Annotated in this window: 10 protein-coding genes and 1 other annotated feature; of the genes, 1 reads left to right on the top strand and 9 read right to left on the bottom strand. The window is 51.2% G+C overall.

The window, feature by feature from the left end; translation table 11 throughout:
* Positions 1-65: 65 nt before the first annotated feature.
* The 4 genes from V8Q34_RS05190 to V8Q34_RS05175 form a co-directional block, all read right to left on the bottom strand.
* Positions 66-656: a guanylate kinase gene (locus tag V8Q34_RS05190; RefSeq protein ID WP_118743508.1), complete on the bottom strand. Its 591-nt coding sequence runs from the start codon at positions 654-656 to the stop codon at positions 66-68.
* A gap of 269 nt (positions 657-925) precedes the next feature.
* Positions 926-2,362, bottom strand: coding sequence for an aminotransferase class I/II-fold pyridoxal phosphate-dependent enzyme (locus V8Q34_RS05185; protein WP_335834979.1), 1,437 nt, complete (start codon positions 2,360-2,362; stop codon positions 926-928).
* 4 nt (positions 2,363-2,366) lie between these two features.
* Entirely contained in the window at positions 2,367-4,085 is a 1,719-nt protein-coding gene (locus tag V8Q34_RS05180) for a proline--tRNA ligase (protein WP_335834978.1), read from the bottom strand.
* Between the two features lie 412 nt (positions 4,086-4,497).
* Positions 4,498-4,765, bottom strand: a binding site (T-box leader).
* A 172-nt stretch (positions 4,766-4,937) separates the two neighbouring features.
* Positions 4,938-7,295: a glycoside hydrolase family 3 protein gene (locus V8Q34_RS05175; protein ID WP_335834977.1), complete on the bottom strand. Its 2,358-nt coding sequence runs from the start codon at positions 7,293-7,295 to the stop codon at positions 4,938-4,940.
* 267 nt (positions 7,296-7,562) lie between these two features.
* Between V8Q34_RS05175 and V8Q34_RS05170 the strand changes: the two genes are divergently transcribed.
* On the top strand, positions 7,563-9,476 hold the full coding sequence (locus V8Q34_RS05170) for a DUF2961 domain-containing protein (protein WP_335834976.1): 1,914 nt from the start codon (positions 7,563-7,565) through the stop codon (positions 9,474-9,476).
* On the opposite strand, the gene V8Q34_RS05165 is transcribed toward V8Q34_RS05170, so the two are convergent.
* The 5 genes from V8Q34_RS05165 to V8Q34_RS05145 form a co-directional block, all read right to left on the bottom strand.
* Complete coding sequence (locus tag V8Q34_RS05165) at positions 9,455-10,762, bottom strand: apiosidase-like domain-containing protein (protein ID WP_335834975.1); 1,308 nt, start codon at positions 10,760-10,762, stop codon at positions 9,455-9,457. The genes V8Q34_RS05170 and V8Q34_RS05165 overlap by 22 nt on opposite strands.
* Before the next feature lie 358 nt (positions 10,763-11,120).
* Complete coding sequence (locus tag V8Q34_RS05160) at positions 11,121-13,574, bottom strand: beta-mannosidase (RefSeq protein WP_335834974.1); 2,454 nt, start codon at positions 13,572-13,574, stop codon at positions 11,121-11,123.
* Positions 13,575-13,705: 131 nt separating this feature from the next.
* Positions 13,706-14,674 (bottom strand): acetylxylan esterase, encoded by a 969-nt coding sequence (locus V8Q34_RS05155; RefSeq protein ID WP_033141233.1) that lies wholly within the window; start codon positions 14,672-14,674, stop codon positions 13,706-13,708.
* A 44-nt stretch (positions 14,675-14,718) separates the two neighbouring features.
* Positions 14,719-15,765 (bottom strand): alcohol dehydrogenase catalytic domain-containing protein, encoded by a 1,047-nt coding sequence (locus V8Q34_RS05150; RefSeq protein WP_103730941.1) that lies wholly within the window; start codon positions 15,763-15,765, stop codon positions 14,719-14,721.
* Positions 15,766-15,777: 12 nt separating this feature from the next.
* Complete coding sequence (locus tag V8Q34_RS05145; protein WP_335834973.1) at positions 15,778-18,330, bottom strand: glycoside hydrolase family 2 protein; 2,553 nt, start codon at positions 18,328-18,330, stop codon at positions 15,778-15,780.
* Between the last annotated feature and the right edge of the window lie 9 nt (positions 18,331-18,339).

The following is an 18,339-nucleotide window of genomic DNA, read 5'->3' as shown; positions in this document are numbered from 1 at the left end:
CATCAAGAACTCCGGGACCTTCCAAATAATGTACAAACAGCCGCTGTCCGTGCCCGGAATGGATATCAGACGCTCCGGCTGCGGATATACTCCCGGATTTCTTCCATACAGCTTTCCAGCTCCACGTTCTGAAAACGCCTTTTGATTCCCGCTCTTTCCAGGTTCTCCTCCGAGAAATCTTCTGTGTCAGCCAAAAAACGCCGGCACATTTCCGCATAACGGGGCTTCTCCTGCAATTCTTCCCTGGCGAGGGCCCGTTTTAGGCGCTCCCCATCCTCCACTTCCACATAAATGGGGCAGACATTTTCCTCCCCAAAATATCTCTTCATATTCTCATAGGACTCCAGCGTCCCGATTGCCAGATAACTGCGCACCTTCAAATCCACCTGCCCGTCATCCGCCGTAAAATAAGTCCAGGGGCCGTGCACAGTCTCATAAGTTCTGTACTCGATCACCTTTCCCTCATCCATAAACTGTCTGAAACGCTCCTCATCCACAAAGTGGTACTCTCTCCCATCAGCCTCCCCCTGTCGGACCGGACGTGTTGTATATAACAAAACATTCTTTAAACCAAACTCCTTGTCACGGAGAAGTCTGCTGTAAATGGTATCTTTACCGGAAGAGCTTTTACCCATAATATAAAAAATTCTGCCCATTCTTTTGTTCCTCTGTCTCTTATTTCCATCCCCGCCCGGCAATTTCAAAGAATATGCCTTCATCTTATTATTCCTCCAACCATGGGACACCTTCCCCGGCTGGTACACGGACTGTAGAAATGGATTCTCAAACGTAACTGTTCAATATCTTCACCGTTACAGGCAAAAATCCATGCATATTCACCTTTGGCAATAGGATTTTTGCTTCGCTGCAAAGTGTTTTCTTAAGGGCAACGCAGTAAATGCGCAGACCTGCCGAATCGTTACTTTCAAACATCTTTTAACACGTGCATCTTCTTTAGAGTATAGTCATTTAAGCCCTGAATGTCCAGACCCTGTTCCTTCCAGATACAAATCTGCCGCAATACATCTTTGCTGATTCTCTCTCCCGGAACCAGAAACGGGATTCCGGGCGGATACAGATACGCATATTCCGAAGAAATCCTTCCCTCACTGTCCGACAGGTTAATTTCCTCCTGGTCCCCTTCCACAGCCTCCGCTATAGATGTGCAGACTTCACCGACGATATAGGTACAAATCCCATCCCTCGCTGCTTCTGTTCTCTCCGTTTCACGATCAATATCCAGAAGCGCCTGCTCCAGCCTGTCAAACCCGTCCTCTGTATCCATTACGCCGGTGAGCGCGATCACATACTGGCTTGCCGCCATCTCCATCTGCAGATGATACCGTTCCAGCAAAATTTCATGGAGCTTTGCCCCATCTATTTCCGCATCTGCCGTAGAAATCAGAATCTTTGATTCATCCAGGTCATACACTAAATCCCGTCCCAAAATCTCATCCTTACTCACCAGATGCAGATTCTTAAGGGCCGCCAGTCTCCCCCTGCAGGTTTTAAGCCTCTCTGTATAGCCCGCAAACAGCTCCTTCCCCTTTTCCCGGATCAGCCTTACGCACGCATCCATCCCGGCCATAAACAGATAAGACGGACTGCTGCTCTGATAAATCCCCAGAAAACGCCTGAGCTTTTCCTCGCTCACTCTCTCACTGTTCCTGTGCAGAAGCGCGGTCTGCGTCAGCGATGGCAGAGTTTTATGTAAACTATGAATCACCACATCCGCCCCACATGCAAGCGCGGATTCCGGAAAATATTCCGAAAACGGAAAATGCGCCCCATGTGCCTCGTCCACGATTAAAGGCACATGAAATGCATGAGCAATCTTCGCAATCCTCTTCACATCAGACACCACTCCGTCATAAGTAGGAGACGTGATAAGCACTGCCTCTGTTCCGGGATACCTCTCCAGCATCTCCCTGACAGCCTCAGGCGAAATTCCACCGTTCAATCCCACACTTTTTTCGGCCTCCGGAAAGAGATAATGTGGTGTCAGTCCTCTCAGATAAGCCGCGTGATAAACTGCCTTGTGACAGTTTCTTGCCATCAGTATCTCACCGCCTCTGGACGTACACGCGGACACAGCGGCCAAAATTCCCGACGTGCTGCCATTTACCAGATACCATGTCTCACGCGCCCCGTAAAGAGAGGCAGCCCGCTGCTGAGCCTCCAGCAGAATCCCTTCGGCGTGATGCAGATTGTCAAACCCGTCTATTTCAGTTATGTCAACCAAATAAGGGTTTTTCAGCGTCCCCGGACAAAATTCCCGTTTATGCCCCGGCATGTGAAATGGATAGTAATCCTTTCTTCCATATTCATATAAAGCCTCATCCAGCCACTTCTGCTGTTCCATTTTCTCATCCTTTCCCAGACAATTCCTTAATCAGCACTGCAATCTCCTTTTTAACATCCTGAAGCGCCGCTTTCTTCTGAACATTTTTATCCCTTGTCACGATCTCGCAGCACCCTTCTTTCATATTTCTCGGGCTGACGATCACACGCACAGGCACACCCATAAGATCCGCATCTGAGAACATAACCCCGGCGCTCACTTTCCTGTCATCATAGAGCACCTCCACGCCCTGCCTCTGAAGGTCTTCATACAGCTTATCCGCAAATGCTTTCACTTCCTCATTATCCGGCCTTACACAGCACAGATGCACCTGCCAGGGAGCAATGGCCATAGGCCAGATTGGCCCGTACTCATCATGATGTGCTTCACACACGGAGGCTGCCAGCCTTCCGATTCCTATCCCATAACACCCCATCAAAGGATACTTTTCCTTCCCATCTTTATCCAGATACTGCATCCCCATACTCTCCGTATACTTTGTACCGAGCTGAAAAATATTTCCCACCTCAATACCTCTGCACACCTGAATCGTATGCTTACCGCATCCGGGACACACGCCGCCCTCTGAAATTTTGGCAAAATCATGATACTCCGCCTGCGGGCAGTCCCTTTCCATACAAAGTCCTGTATAATGATGTTCCTCCACATTACCGCCGCAGGAGAGATTCATTCCCCCCTGCAAAGACCTGTCATAGAGCACCGTAAAATCCCCCTGAAGATCATAGGGCCCGATAAATCCGGGATGCAGTCCAGATTCCTCCGTTATTTCCGCCGGACGAATCTCACTTTTCAGGAAATTGGTAACCTTTGTCTCATTCACATCCAGATCCCCGCGGATAAACAGCACCACAAACTTGTCATCCGAATTCTTCTGATACACCACAGCCTTACAGGATTTCTCCTCAGGCATCCCCAAAAATCCGCACACATCCTCAATCGTATGAATATCCGGTGTGTACACCAGTTTCAGTTCCTCCTGCACATCATCCTGCGGATTCTCAACAATACTCTCAGCCATCTCCACATTAGCCCTGAACCCGCATTCCGGGCAGACCGCAACAGAGTCCTCCCCCACAGGAGTCAGCAGCATAAATTCATGAGACAGACTGCCGCCCATCATCCCCGAATCCGAAGCCACGGCAATCGTCTCCGGAATCCCGGCCCTTGCAAAAATCCTCTCATAAGCATGATAACACTTCTGATAATATTCCTCTAGGTCCTCCTGAGAAGTATGGAATGAGTAAGCATCCTTCATTGTAAACTCTCTCACCCGGATCAGCCCTGCCCTCGGCCTTGCCTCATCCCTGAACTTTGTCTGAATCTGATAAATCATAAAAGGATACTTAGCATAACTCTTTCCATACTCCCGCACCAACTGCACCGAAGCCTCCTCATGTGTCATCCCCAGTACCATCTTACTCCCATTCCTATCCGAAAACCGCAGCAGCTCACTCCCCACACTCTCATATCTCCCCGACTCCTCCCAAAGCGAGGCCGGCATAACAACAGGAAACTGCACCTCCTGCCCATCAATCCCATCCATTTCCTCCCGAATAATCCCCTCAATCTTCCTGCAGATTCTCCTCAACGGCCCAAACTGCGAATAAATCCCATTCCCCACATACTTCATATACCCGCCTCTCACCATCAAAGCATGGCTGTCGATCACACAGTCCGCCGGCCTCTCCCGAAACCTTTCCCCCACAACTTTCTCCATCTTCATAACACTCTTCCTCCATTCACATTTTTTTATTCCATATATCTAAATCTACCAACTATTCAGAACCCCTCACACCTACAGGCAAAATCCATCCAGTATCACCTTTAACAATGGAATTATTGCTTGCCCACGCTCCATCCAAAAAACTCCCGCCTTCACAGCGCACGAAGTGCTTTTTTCTGCCGCCGCTGTCCCATCGGTCCGGGCAACGTGGTGTGTTGCAGTGCCGTATGCATTCCGAAGCTACACCGAGGGTATTTCGTCCGTCTGAGCCGTACAACCCATTGTTCGTCTCAGGCGGACGAAATACCCTCGGTGTAGAATTCGGCTGCATACAAACGCAACACACCACGTTGCCCGGACCGATGGGACAGCGAGCGGCAGAAAAAACAAAAACCCTGAACCAGCTAAGCCAGTTCAGGGCGAATACTCAAATATCCGTGTTACCACCTGAATTCAGAATTTCCATTCTGCTCTCTCCAAGTACAGGACGCCATCCATCCAAAAATCATCAGCCATCCGATACTCCATCCCCATAACGGAGGATACCCGTCATAACCTACTCGTCACCTTTCAGCCTGCAGCTCAAAGACCGGTTCAGCGCCCCTCCATAAAGCCTCGCACCACCCGGCTTCTCTCTGCAACGTCCAGACACGCTTACTATCTCTTCTCAACGCCTTTCTCTTGATTCCGAATCTTATCACAAAACCGCATCCATGTCAACGATATTAAAAACAAAACCGCTGCTAAAAGCCGCCTGTGATTACCATTTACACGTTCCTGTCCCGCAGGGTATATTCAGGCCGATGGCATCAAAATTCCAAATCAGCAAGTACACAGTCCCGTCCAGAATATTTAATCCACTTTCAATATCATCCCCAATATCCTCTCCGCGCACTTCTCCATCTCTTCCCTGCTCACGAATCCCTTCTCCTTAGCCTCCAGAATCCTGTCAGGATAACCACATCCCATCTTGATATCTCCCCCGGCCTTTACTTCCAGATAATGCTCCGCGTGATTCCACCAGTCCGTAGTCACCATTCCCTCGAAGCCCCACTCTTCTCTGAGGATTCCGTTAAGCAGTTCCGGGTTACAGGAAGTGGGATATCCATTCATCAGATTATAGGATGTCATCACTGTCCAGGGCTGGGCTTCCTTTACCGCAATCTCGAATCCTTTCAGATAGATTTCCCTGAGTGCCCTCTCCGACACCCTGGAATCGCTGTCCTTCCTGTTAGTCTCCTTATTATTGCAGCAGAAATGTTTCATGGACGCCCCGATATGCTGAGACTGGATGCCCCTGATCATAGCTGCTCCCATTTTTCCTGATACCAGCGGGTCCTCGGAATAATATTCAAAGTTTCTTCCGCACAGGGGACTTCTGTGTATATTCATAGCCGGGGTAAGCCAGACACCGATATTATTCTCCTTCACTTCAGCCGCTCCTGCTGCCCCTGCCTCAAATACCATCTCCGGATTCCAGGTACAGGCCAGCAGTGTGGCGCAGGGCCATGCCGTCGTATAGACACCGCACTCCTCCCTGATCCTCAGTCCTGCCGGGCCGTCCGCAGTCATAATATTGGGAATTCCATATGCCGGAAGATTGCCCATTCCATATGTATTGGCAGTACCTGTATTTACCTGACCGCCCAGCAGCCCGGCTAATTCCCTGTCGCTGAGCTGTGCCAGAAGCCGGCGTAAATCTGCCTTCCCTTCCGCTACATCTTCAAGGGTGATCCTGTCCGCATTTCGCCATTCTTTTTTCTCCTGATACGTGATTCCCTGTACATCGGGTTCCACCCCTTCCAGCGTATCAATATCCTGAGGAATCAGACGGTTCTTCTCATATACGTCTCCGCCCTGCGGTAGTTCCTCGTAGGACCCGTCTGCCAACAGACGTGATTTAAGGGCAGCCGGCGCGCATTTTCTTTCGAGCTGCTCTATCACAACCGTCTGCGCTGCCTGGTATTCATAGTCCAGTTTTACTGTATTTCTCACAGAGTTTCCGATTCTGAAGCTGTAATTCCCGGCCTCCAGCACATAAGCAGATGCCTGGATCTTTCCCAGATCATCATACGAAGCCATGGCCTTGACCGGCATTTTCAGTCTGAGCACCTGGGACTGCCCGGCTCCCAAAAGCTCTGTCTTGGCAAATGCCCCCAGCACTTCAAGCGGTTTTCCCAGAACGCCCTGAGGTGCCCGGTAATAAAGCTGTACGACTTCTTTTCCGGCTCTGCTTCCCATATTGGTGACTCTCACATCCACACAAATGGTCCCATCTTCTTCCCCTGCCCGAAGCGGCTCAATGGCAAACTCCGTGTAGGAGAGTCCGAATCCAAAGGGATAATTTACCTTCTCGGCAGCGCCCGGAATCGTTTCAAAATACCGGTATCCCACATAGATGTCCTCTGTGTAATCCACATAATCCTCGGATTCGTTGAAACCTGCAGAAGATGGGTAGTCATCAAATGTACGGGCAAAGGTATCTGTCAGCTTTCCGGATGGGTTTACGTCCCCGCACAGCAGATCCGCCGCTGCCAGTCCGCCCTCCATGCCTCCCTGCCATGCAAGGAGAACTCCCTGTATCTTTTCAGAATTACAGAACCAGGAGGTATCCACCATACCGCCCACGTTCAGCACAACAACAACCTTTTCAAAATTGGCAGTCACTGTATCCACCATGTTCTGCTCTTCCCGGGTAAGATAAAAATCTCCATCTCCCGGAATCCCTTTCCGGTCCCATCCCTCGCCGGAAAACCGGCAGATGGATATTACAGCCGCATCCGCCCATGCTTTGGCTTTCTCAAGCAGATCACAGGGGATCTCCGGCTCTGCAGTCATACCCGGCTGAATCCCGCCGGCATACTGTGCACTTACATTTTCCCTGTAGAATTTGCCGAGAGACGCCAGTACCTGTACCTTTCCCTCTTCTTCCTTTATCTCAAGACCATCCTGGAGACTGCGCACATAAGCGGTAGTCACATCATCGCTGCCTCCGCCTCCTTTTACATAATCCACACTGCCTTTTCCGAATAATGCCAGTCTGGTCCCCTTCTCAAAGGGCAGGATACTCTTTTCATTTTTTAACAGCACCATTCCCTCGGCTGCTGCTTTTCTGGATAAAAGAATATGTTCTTCACATCCTGTCACTCTCTGTCCGTTCCTGCCTAAAGGCAGGCATGGCTGATACAGCGCACGTGCCCATCTCTTCATAATTAAAAATCCTCCTGTTTTTCCCCCGCTTTTACAGACGGGATTCCTTGTAATCTTTTTTCTATCTTATCTCCCCATCCTCTGGGGAACAAGAGCTTATATTGACATAAATGTTCCTGATATTAACCTCTTCCGTCCACCCTTGCCGCTCCATTTGTTTTACAGTGCATTTCTTTCTTTTTTCCGAAAAATCTTAATATTATCCATTGAGATAATCCCCTCTTTTTTTATAATATCCTAAAACACTAAAAGACAGGAGATATCCATATGAATATTTACGAAACCATGGCAGACTTAAAGTCCCTCCCGGTCCCCAAGGCAGGCTGCAGGGCCCACTATGAGGGAAGTATTGATAAAAAAGGCGGAAATGCTGACTGGGACTGGGCGCTCTACCAGGATGCAGGCGGTGAATGGGTTCTTTTTGAACACCTTGGCCCCGGATGTATCTATAATTTTGTCCAGCACCGCTATCCGTCCTGTGAGGAGCCGGTTTTCCGTTTTTACTTTGACGGGGAAGAGACCCCCCGCTTTACCATCCGGCACTCGGAATTCGGTGAAAAATACCCGTTTACAGAACCTCTTGCCTCCCGCTATATCGGCCCCTATGACAACGGCAGAGGTCCTATCCGCGTGGTGCGCAGCTTTGTGCCCATGCCCTATAAAAAAAGCTGTAAAATCACCAGCAGTATCCGGCTGGAAGGCTGTGACCGCAGTAAAAACCAGGGCGGCTGGGGCCATGTTGTCTATCACTCTTATGAAAACGGAGACGGCGTGGAAACCTTTTGCCCTGCAGAAGACCCGGCACAGCAGAGGCTGACCGCTCTCTGGAAACAGACCGGAAGCTGTATACACAGCCTGCAGTCCCCCCTGCGCCGCCAACTGACAAACCTGGTTCTGAAGCCTGGGGAAGAGTTCCCGCTTTTTACCTGTGAGGAAAGCGGCTGTATAGCCGGTATCCGCATTCTCACAGGGGAGTATACCGCCTCCCAGCTACACACTCTGTCTCTCAGCGCACGCTGGGACGGACATTCCTCCCCTGACTTCGATGCTTCATTCGGCTGCCTTTTTTCCAATGAACTGGGGTATCACAGTGTACAGTATCTGCTGTCAGGCATGAATACAGACGGGTATTATTATAACTTTTACCCCATGCCTTTTGCCCACAGTGCTGATCTGGTCTTGAAAAATACCGGGGACCTGGCGGTACAAATCCCCTTTGCCGAGATTCTCTGGACCCGTGAATGGAATCCATACTATCAGGAAAACGGATTCCTATATTTCAGAGGGGCTCCCTACTACAGCCGAAAACATACGGAAGGTGCTGACAGCCTGATCGCACAGGTTTCCGGAAACGGTCATATCATCTCCTCCATCATCACCGCATATGGCGAGACCCCCGAATCCAGGGCTGACTGTGAAGGTGATGTCCGCATCCATTTTGACGGACTGCGCACACCGCAGATTGAGAGTGACGGTTCTGAAAGCTATTCCTGCTACGGCTGGGGATTCGAGACTCCCAAAGAGTGTAATCCTGCCAGCGGCTATGACGGGCATGAACACAAAGACTGGTCCATGCATCGCTCCCTTCCGGGGGACTGGTATCCTTTTTCTTCCTGTTTTCGTTTCGGAATCGAATCCGGCGGGTGCAATGACCTGTATATGGAACACTCCGGCATGGTATTTTATTACGGCAGAGACGAGATAAAGCTTAAGAAAATAGGGGAGATTCAATTTCAGGACCCCGGCACTTTGGAAGCTTTTCATTATATCTGCGAGGACAGCCCTGTGCCCGTTTCGCTGACTTCCTTTTTTGAGGGGGACGATGACCATATTCCTGTTACTTTTTACGGGCATTACAGCAGAAAAAAACGCTCCTTCACTGTCCCTGTTCCACCGGACGCCCAGGCAGTTATACTCCGCCGGGTCAGCGACCAAAAGTACGGACGCCAAAAAGCTTTCGTTTCTGTAGATAAGGAAGCGGTGGAAGAATACCCCTGGTATTTTCCGGATCATAATCCATATAAGAGATGGCTGGAAGACGAGTTCATCATTCCCCGCAGATATCTTGCCGGAAAATCGGACATCACTATCACCATAGAACCTCAGCCCTGCGGCAGCCCGTTATCTCCTGACCATGTGACCTGGAATGAATACGGCTATCAGATCTTTGCCCGCATCTGATCCAGCACGGCAATCCAGTCCCGCCCTCCATCCGGCGGTCTTAAGACCACTGGACAGGGCGGCCATATTTCCTTTTTCTTAACTGTTCCATCCTCAGGGTCAAACCAGCTGCACAGCACCGGCCCGTCTCCCATTTTTTCCAGATGGGATTTTATCTCCTGCCCATAGGGGGTATACAAAAAAGCATATGTATCTCCTCTGGCGGCAGAGATATACTGTCCGCACCACTCCTCCTGCTCCACAAGTTCCGGTGCCGGGCGCAGTTCAAAAAACGGTCTGTCAAGCCGAAGTTTTTCCATATACCGCATCTGTCCCGCACCTTTCTCCAAAAGCCCTTCACGCCAGGTCTTCAGATGGCCTTGGTCCTTTTCCCTGCAGAAACACCACACTGCATGGTTCCCGTAAACACAGCCGCAGGCTCCCTGAAGCAGATTCCAATACCCATTCTGCCTCACTTCCCGCTCTCCCCAGAACACACCATACTCGGGCTGAAAACAGGCCGGATGACTCTCGTATCTCGGTTCCAGATCAAGACAGGGTTTCTCTTCCTCCTCCTGCATCTTCCTTATGAATTTCCAGCTCTCATAACCCTCCAGTCCATGCCCGGACTGGCAGCAGTTAAAATCAATATATGACTTATCCCGCAAGAAATCGGTGGAACAGGACGCTCCGCAGGGATGGAAGGTCATCAGATGTTCTGTATCCCTGCTCCTGATTCCGGCTGCCATTGCGTCTGTCACGCTCTCCTGCTCCTCGTTTTCCACAGGTCTGTCTCCGCCCAGGATCCATATGATATTCCATTCTCTGCTATACCGTTCCCCTATCCAGGCACCATAGTCATAAGCACTTCCGGGATCTTTAAAGATTTCCGGCCCGCATCCCCATTTCTTATTCCACTTATCTCCCCAGCAGGGCAGCATCCCGATAAACATCCCCAGTTCTGCTGCTCTATGTACGATCCAGTCCACATGCCTCCAATACGCTTCGCAGTCCTCCATTTCCGGAAATACCTCTCCCTGCGTCCCCGGCAGGTAAACCTTCCCGCTGCAAAGCGGCAGCGGCTTATCCCCATACGCATTTCCTGTATAGATTCCATCCAGCTCCGCCAGCGCTGCCGCCTGGATCACATGAAATCCCTGTGCTGCCCGCAGGCTCAGATACTCATCCGCTTCCTCTCTGTTCAGTCTGTGAAACAATTCCCAGGCTGTATCTCCCAAGTAGAAAAAAGGAGTCCCGTCCTCCCACATAAGATACTGTTTCTCATGGTGTACTTTCAGTTTTTTCATGTTTCGCCTCCATATTATTAGATTTTTAGCGATAAAAGGTAAGGGTATCATTGATTTTAAGATTAAATGATATATTAGACAATCATCAGAAAAGAAAATAGCTATCCTCTATAGGCCGTAGAGGATAGCTGGCAACTATAAATTACTATGGTTTTCCGAAGCGCAATCAATGGATAACAATTATCTATTGATTACTTTTAAATCAATTATACACTGGGTACTTGAATTTTTCAAGTACCCATTTGCATTTTCTATTCTGAATATACCAAAGCAGTTACCCTTCACTGCGCGCCCAGCAACACGCTTCGCAATGCACAGATATGGAACATTCTGCTCTATATCGCGCCGGCCGCCTTCACTACCGAATATCAAACACACTCCGTACCGTCAGATCCTCCATCTCACCGCAAACCACTTTCACTCTTCTCTCCCCTGCATTCATATCAAAATAGTTGTCCTCCAACACCAGATCCTCATTCCTGTTCCGAATCTCAACACTCTTCGCATACGCCTTTGCCCTGACGATGACCTCACCGTCTCCGGACTCCACCGTAAGCTGCGGATCTTCATACCGGAAAAATCTCGGCAGTGTGAGTATCACTGTGGAACCGGATACCCACCGGTCATCCTCAAAAAGATCATAGCTGATGTACTCTTCCCGGATTTTCATGTCCGGAAGCTCCCTTTTTTCCATCCACACACTGGAGAGTGCCGGCACCGAAAGCTCTGTCTCCTCCTTCTGCAGAATACCGCCGAACCGGTCCCGTACAGCCCATACGACCTGGACCACTTTATCCTCCGGCGTCTCATTAGACACATTAAACGTCACACTCTTCTCCATCTGAAAGGGCTGCGCATTCACATTGGTGTTCTGCGTCATCATCCCCTCCTCCCTGCAGGACAGCAGGATTGGAGCAAAAAACCTTTTGGCATAATAATGCAGTGCCTTCCACCTTCCGTAATAATCAATGGAGGACCAGGAAGCCACCGGCCAGCAGTCATTGAGCTGCCAGTACACTGCTCCCATACACCTGCCCCTGTTTCTTCGGAAATGCTCCACTCCGTATTTTATAGCTTCTCCCTGCAGGAGCTGGGACGCATACAGCAGCGTATCAAAATCCGTGGGATACAGGAAGGTCTGGTACAGATACTTCATGATCTTCCCATTTGCCGCGTCATTCCTCTGATGCTTATCCATCACATAGGAAAAAATATTCCTGTCCTCCGGCAGCGTAAACGCCTCCACTGTCTTCAGACACGGAAAAGACTGGAATCCAAACTCACTGGCATACCGGAAATAATACTTACGGTATTCGGAAAATGGCTTATCCCCGTGCCATACCTCCCAGTAATGCACATCCCCCCGGTCGGGGTCATTGGGCGCGTCGAAGCTTCCGCCCGAAGACGGACTTGCCGGCCAGTAAAAGGTCTGCGGGTCTTCCTCCTTCAGCACCTGCGGGATGATATACTCGTACATCTTGACATAATCCGCCTTCTGCTTCAGCGTATTCACCCACTGGCCCTCATCCACGAACATTTCCATCTCATTATTCCCGCACCAGAGTCCAAGACTGGCATGATGGCGGAGGCGGCGCACATTGTCCCTGATCTCCGCCCTGATATTTTTATCAAAATCCTCTGTCAGTTCATAGACAGCGCAGGCAAACATCAGATCCTGCCAGACCACCAGTCCCAGCTCATCGCAGGCATCATAAAAATCGTCATGGGGATAGAATCCGCCTCCCCATACCCGGATACAGTTAAAATTAGCCGCCCGGCACTGTTCCAGCAGTTTCCTGGTCCTCTCCCCGGTGATCCTGCCGAAAATGTTGTCTTCCGGTATATAATCCGCGCCCATGGCAAAAATCTGCACGCCGTTTACCTCATGGGCAAAGCTCTCGCCGTATACATCCTTCTCCCGGTGCACGGTCATGGTCCTAAGGCCTATCCGCTTCTCCCATCGGTCAACTTCACGGCTGCCGTCCATAAGCTGCACACAGATTCCATACAGATTCTGTTCCCCGTATCCGTTCGGCCACCACAGAAGCGGCTGTGTGATTACCAGACACTCCGGTGAATCCTCCTCTGTCCTCACATTTCCCTGTGGGTCTGTGACTGTGACCCTGTAGGAAAGCCCCTGTGCTTTTGCCCTGTCCTCCTGTGTTTCTCCTGCGGAAGCGATCTCTGTGCGGATATAAAGTGTGACCTTCTGCTCCTCATGCTCCTGCGTCACATATACGGATTCCAGCCTTCCCTTCTCCACTCCCTGCAGGAAAACATTCTTCCATATTCCCGCATCCGGAAGCCTTGGGCCCCAGTCCCAGCCAAACATGCAGTGTGCTTTTCTGATCTGGGGAAATCCGTCCATACAGTGTTCAGATCCCATAGTCACACATTCCGCATAGCGCTCCCGTATATATTTGACAGGACTGTGAAAAGAAACCTTCAGACTGTTTTCTCCCCGCATGAGCATCCCGGTCACGGAGTATGCCCATGCGCGGTGCATATTGTCAGCCCGGCCCAGCAGGCATCCATTCAGATAAATGTCTGCAATGGTATCCAGACCGTCAAAACAAAGTCTGATCTCATCTGTATCAAAAAGTCCGCTCTCCGGTGTGAACCGGGTTTCATAGACAAAATCCTTCTCCATCCATTTCAGGGCTTCATCCTCGTTGTCCCTCCAGAAGGGATCTTCCATCCTGCCCGTGCGAAGCAGATCATAGTAAACAGACCCCGGCACCTGGGCGGGAATCCTCTCCTTTTCTCCCTGAACCTGAAGAGTCCACCCCTGTGTAATCTCCTGTCTCCTCATATTTCGTTTATCCTCCAGTCTTGTCTCCATCCTTCCGGATGCCATGTTTCTTAACCGTGTATCCCTGCAGCAGTCCGGCGCCGGCTGACTCGGGTTGCGCTCAGCGAAACACCTCCCGGAACTGAGGGTGCTTAACAGCTACCTATGATATTACAGTGCCGCAGAAACACCAGCTTTTTCTCCATCTGTATGCTGTAAGCATTCTCATGTCCGCAGAACGGATAGATCTCTATCTGTTTATCCGATTCAATCCTGTTATAAGTAGCAAAAAAGCATTCTGCGGGGCAGGTCTTATCCTTTAAGGATACAGAACACAGGACAGGACAGGTAATGCGGGACGCCAGATTCATTGTGTCAAAGTAGCTCAATGTGCCGAAAGCCGTATCCGTATGCTTAGGAAATCTGCGGAGGTACGCGGCAGCGGCACCAAAGCTGCCGTACTCCCCCTCCACCCTCACTGCCAGATCACTGTTGCCCGGTACATCCGCCAGTGCTGCGGCAGGCCGGCTGTCCAATGCCGCGGCTGCCATGACAAGGGCTCCGCCCTGGCTGATTCCGTGGAGCACAATCCTGTCCCTGTCCGTCTCCTCCATGGCGCAGGCCGCGTCCACGGCACGGACGCTGTCCAGATAAACATGCCGGTAATAATACTCATGGGGATCTAAGATCCCTCTGCATGCAGGCCCGTCAAAATAAGCTTCCTGATAACAGGCATGGTCTGCTGTGATCCCGCCCTGTCCTCGGCAGTCCACAGCCAGAACCGCCATCCCCAGCGCTGTCCAGAAAAGATGGTCTGAGGGCATCCCTCTGCTGCCGGAAAATCCATGATACTGGATCACACAGGGAAGTCTTCCCCCGCCCGCCGTCCGCGGAGCCAGATACCAGCCGTGAATCCTGGTATTCTCCATCCCCTGATAACTGATGTCATACACATGGACCTTTTCCGCCGGATAATCCTCCAGCCTTTTCACTTCCAGTCCAAGCGGCAGCCTCCGGCTCTCTTCCAGAGACTGCTCCCAGAATAGATCAAAATCCGGTTTCCGGGTCAGGGGCGGCAGATATTTTTCCAGCTCTCTCTTCCTGTCTTCTATGTATCCCATCTCTGTCCTCCCGATTCAGGTCCGCGTTTTCCCGCGCCAAATAGTTACAATACAAATATGTTTTTCAGGTTCCTGCCTTCCCTTGCCGCGGCAAAAGCCTCCTCGTACTCCTCAAGAGCATATGTGGCAGAAACAATTTTATCTATATTCAGGACACCTGCCTGCACCAGCTTCATGCATTTTCTGTACTGGGTCAGACTGGCACGGCAGCTCCCTGTGAGGACAAGCTGTTTATAATGTACCTGATTGGTATTGATCGTCACCTCACACCTGTCAGCGGGAAGTCCGCCGAAGAAGTTCACCCTGCCGTTCACCGCCAGCAGTTCCAGCGCCTGTGCCTGCGCCTGGGGAGACGGGCACGCAGTGATGCAGACAGAAACACCCTGGCCCTGTGTCTGCTCCATGACGAATTCCTTCAGATCTCCGCCTGCGTATGTGGTGAAGAACGGGTCAAACTCCCTGCATATAGCCACCCTGTTTTCATTCAGATCCGTGATCATGACCTTTGCCGCACCGGCCATCTTTGCCAGCATACCGTGCATGATGCCGATAGGGCCGGCGCCGATGATCAGCACTGTGTCACAGGGCTTTATCCCTACCTGCTCAAAGCCATTGTATACACAGGATAACGGTTCCAGGACCGCCGCCTTCTCAAAAGTCATGTCCCCGTCGATCTCTATCTTCACTACATTGCCCTGGCGGACCGCTGCCTCGGGGATCACCACATATTCCGCAAATCCCCCGTCCATGTTGATCCCAAAGGCACGGTATTCCCGGCACAGATGGGTATTGCCTGATACACAGGCATCACAGGTGCCGCATCCCATATTCGGAGCGATCGCCACAGTCATTCCCGGCTCATAGCCGATCACCGCTTTCCCGGCCTGTTCAATGATCCCGGATATCTCATGCCCGTAGATACGTGGTGTCTCCTTTGTCACTCCCTGGTATCCGTTCTGGATCATCCGCAGGTCACTGCCGCAGATGGCTGCCGCTTTTACTTTCAGAAGAAGCTCACCGTCCCCGATCTCCGGTTTGGCCACATCGGTCAGCGCATAATCATTTTTTCCATAAAATTGTATTGCTTTCATTCTCTATCCCTCTCATCTCTCCGTGGCTTCCGGTGCATTCCAGGCCCGGACCACCAGGCTGTCCGTATGGGAAACGGCAATGCGTTTTACCTCCCCCGGATTCAGCCAGAACAAACTGCTTTCGGTTACAAATTCCGTATCTCTGTCAGGGCATTCCACGGTGACTCCGACTGCCGGGACATCCCCGGTATTGGAAATGACGGCATGGCCCTCTTTTACGTTACAGGTGAGCGTTGTTCCGGGAAGTGCCAGCAGACAGCCCTGTTTCTGCTGATAATTGAACCAGTAAAAAGTATCGTCCGCTTTTTCCCCTTCCACATATACCTCTGTAGTCAGCAGGACCGGTCCGCTGCCCGCATCTGCTCTGTCCACAGGCAAGTTCCCGAGATAGGTTACATTTGCGCTGTCTCTTCCGCTGTACACCGCCTCGCTGATCACATGCAGGTTTTCATCGTAAGCCCTCACCTGCACACTCCATGCACTCCCATCCAGACGGTCTGCGTCATCCAGCAGGTATACAGGAAGCTTCACATCTTCCTCCATCCGCATGGATGAAAATAAAATGCAGGCGTGGAGCGGCTCATAACTGTCCTTGATTGCATAATAGGAAAGCTTCGGCACGCCGTAGTAATCAATTGTGGACCAGGAGCATGCCGGGTACACATCTGTCAGCTTGTAGTAACAGATTCCCGTGGATTCAGGCCACCTGCACCGGTAGGCTTCCAATGTATGGCGGACCGCCGTTGCCTGGGCCATCTGTGTTCCCCAGATAAAGCTCTCCATGGTATCCCCGGCACAGAATTCCGGCACCCGTTTACTCAGATGCGCCATATCATCAGGTTCAAGCTGGTTGAATCTGGGGGTGTGGTGCCCGAAGGAACCAAAGCGGCTGGGCGGCCACTGTTCTGCCTCCTCTTTTGGCAGATACCGCATCACACTTCTGTGATTCGGCGCGGAAGCCATGCCGAATTCCCCCATAAAGTGAGACCTCAGGTTAAGGCTCACATCAATATCCTGCATATCCCAGTACGTGGAATAATTGTGCAGGGCGCCACCCCACGGCGAAGTCCTGTGGAATCCCCTGCTGCCGTCAAGCTCATAAGCACAGCGTGCCATCATATCCATGGCCCTGCCGTCAGCCCTGGCCGACTCATTTCCGCCGCACCACATGATCAGAGACGGATGGTTTCTCAGCCGCGGCATATGCACCAGCACCGTCTCCTCCAGTTCGTCAAAGGGCTGGTCTTTCTGGCTGTCCCAGCAGGTGGGCCACTCCTGCATGACCATGATCCCCAATTCGTCACACAAGTCATAAAACAGATCCGACTCCGGCATTCCACCGCCCCATGCACGGAGCAGCTGGATATTCTGGTCCCTGGCAAGGCTTAAAAACCTGTGGTACAGATTCCTGTCAAACCGCAGAAGCACATCCAGCGTGCACCAGTTCGTACCCTTGATGAAAACAGGGCGTCCATTTACTATAAATGTCCAGTTATGCTTGTCCTCATATGGTCCTCCCGGAAGCGGGCCCATCTCGATGGTGCGCATACCGAAAGTGGTATCAAAATACTGTGTCTCCCCCTGTTCTGTCACCACCGACAGACGAAGTGTGTACAGATTCTGTTCTCCCATATTGACCGGCCACCAGAGCCTTGGATCCTCGATTCTGGTCTGCAGATGGACGACCTGTCCATCCGTGTGAATCTCCGTCCCAAAGACAAAACTGCCGCCTTTTCCCTTGTGGTTCTTTCCTTCTATCTCGCCGGTGATGGTCACTTTTCCACCTGTTCCGTAAAATTTCATGCAGATATCCACAATCCCCTCATCTGTATCCCCACAGGATACCATGGGCTTCTCACTGCAGCAGGAGGGTTTCTTTTCCTCCAGCCCGACGGGCGCCCATATACCCCTGCTGGGAATGCAGGCATAATGCCACCCATACACGCAGTTGATGACAACACCGTCATGCCACCCCTCGTCGTTATCCATATATTCGGACATGGGCTGGGGCCGGGCCGGCGAGTTTTCTATTTTCACGATCAGGGTGTTCTCCCTCTGCAGATAAGGCGCGGCGTCAAACACAGGGCGTCCGAACATTCCCTTGTGCTCCCCCAGGTAATGACCGTTCAGCCAGATTTTTGCATAATGGCAGATTCCTTCAAAGTACAACTGATTCGCTCTGCAGCCATCTTCCCGGGAAAATTCCTTTTTCAGCCACCAGGTCTTATAGCTGTACTCCCTGGCAGTTTTATCATTCAGCCCCACCGTAGGGTCCGGAATGATGCCGGCTTCATAGAGGGCCGTATGTACACTGCACGGCACATTGGCCGGAATACTGTCCTTCCAAGGTATCGATAGATCCAGTCTCTCCCTCTCGTCCCCGTCCCAGACCATCTGCCAGATGCCGTTTAGGGATACACGGTTCTCTGTATCCTTTATCACAATTTTTCTGTCCGCATCCAGCCCTGTCATAACAGCCGGTGTCTCCAGCATGGACGGCTTCGGCGCCCAGGCTTCTTTCTCCAGCTCGTCCAGGGATTTTCTGATTCCCAGCCTTTGAGTCATCGCTTCTCC

Source organism: Blautia sp. JLR.GB0024 (assembly GCF_037000545.1).
Lineage (GTDB): Bacteria > Bacillota > Clostridia > Lachnospirales > Lachnospiraceae > Blautia > Blautia celeris.
This window is presented reverse-complemented; position numbering and strand designations above follow the sequence as displayed.

Coding starts and splice junctions, on each gene's coding strand:
- V8Q34_RS05190 (WP_118743508.1), bottom strand. CDS start 656: ATGGGCAGAATTTTTTATATTATGGGTAAAAGCTCTTCCGGTAAAGAT.
- V8Q34_RS05185 (WP_335834979.1), bottom strand. CDS start 2,362: ATGGAACAGCAGAAGTGGCTGGATGAGGCTTTATATGAATATGGAAGA.
- V8Q34_RS05180 (WP_335834978.1), bottom strand. CDS start 4,085: ATGAAGATGGAGAAAGTTGTGGGGGAAAGGTTTCGGGAGAGGCCGGCG.
- V8Q34_RS05175 (WP_335834977.1), bottom strand. CDS start 7,295: ATGAAGAGATGGGCACGTGCGCTGTATCAGCCATGCCTGCCTTTAGGC.
- V8Q34_RS05170 (WP_335834976.1), top strand. CDS start 7,563: ATGAATATTTACGAAACCATGGCAGACTTAAAGTCCCTCCCGGTCCCC.
- V8Q34_RS05165 (WP_335834975.1), bottom strand. CDS start 10,762: ATGAAAAAACTGAAAGTACACCATGAGAAACAGTATCTTATGTGGGAG.
- V8Q34_RS05160 (WP_335834974.1), bottom strand. CDS start 13,574: ATGAGGAGACAGGAGATTACACAGGGGTGGACTCTTCAGGTTCAGGGA.
- V8Q34_RS05155 (WP_033141233.1), bottom strand. CDS start 14,674: ATGGGATACATAGAAGACAGGAAGAGAGAGCTGGAAAAATATCTGCCG.
- V8Q34_RS05150 (WP_103730941.1), bottom strand. CDS start 15,765: ATGAAAGCAATACAATTTTATGGAAAAAATGATTATGCGCTGACCGAT.
- V8Q34_RS05145 (WP_335834973.1), bottom strand. CDS start 18,330: ATGACTCAAAGGCTGGGAATCAGAAAATCCCTGGACGAGCTGGAGAAA.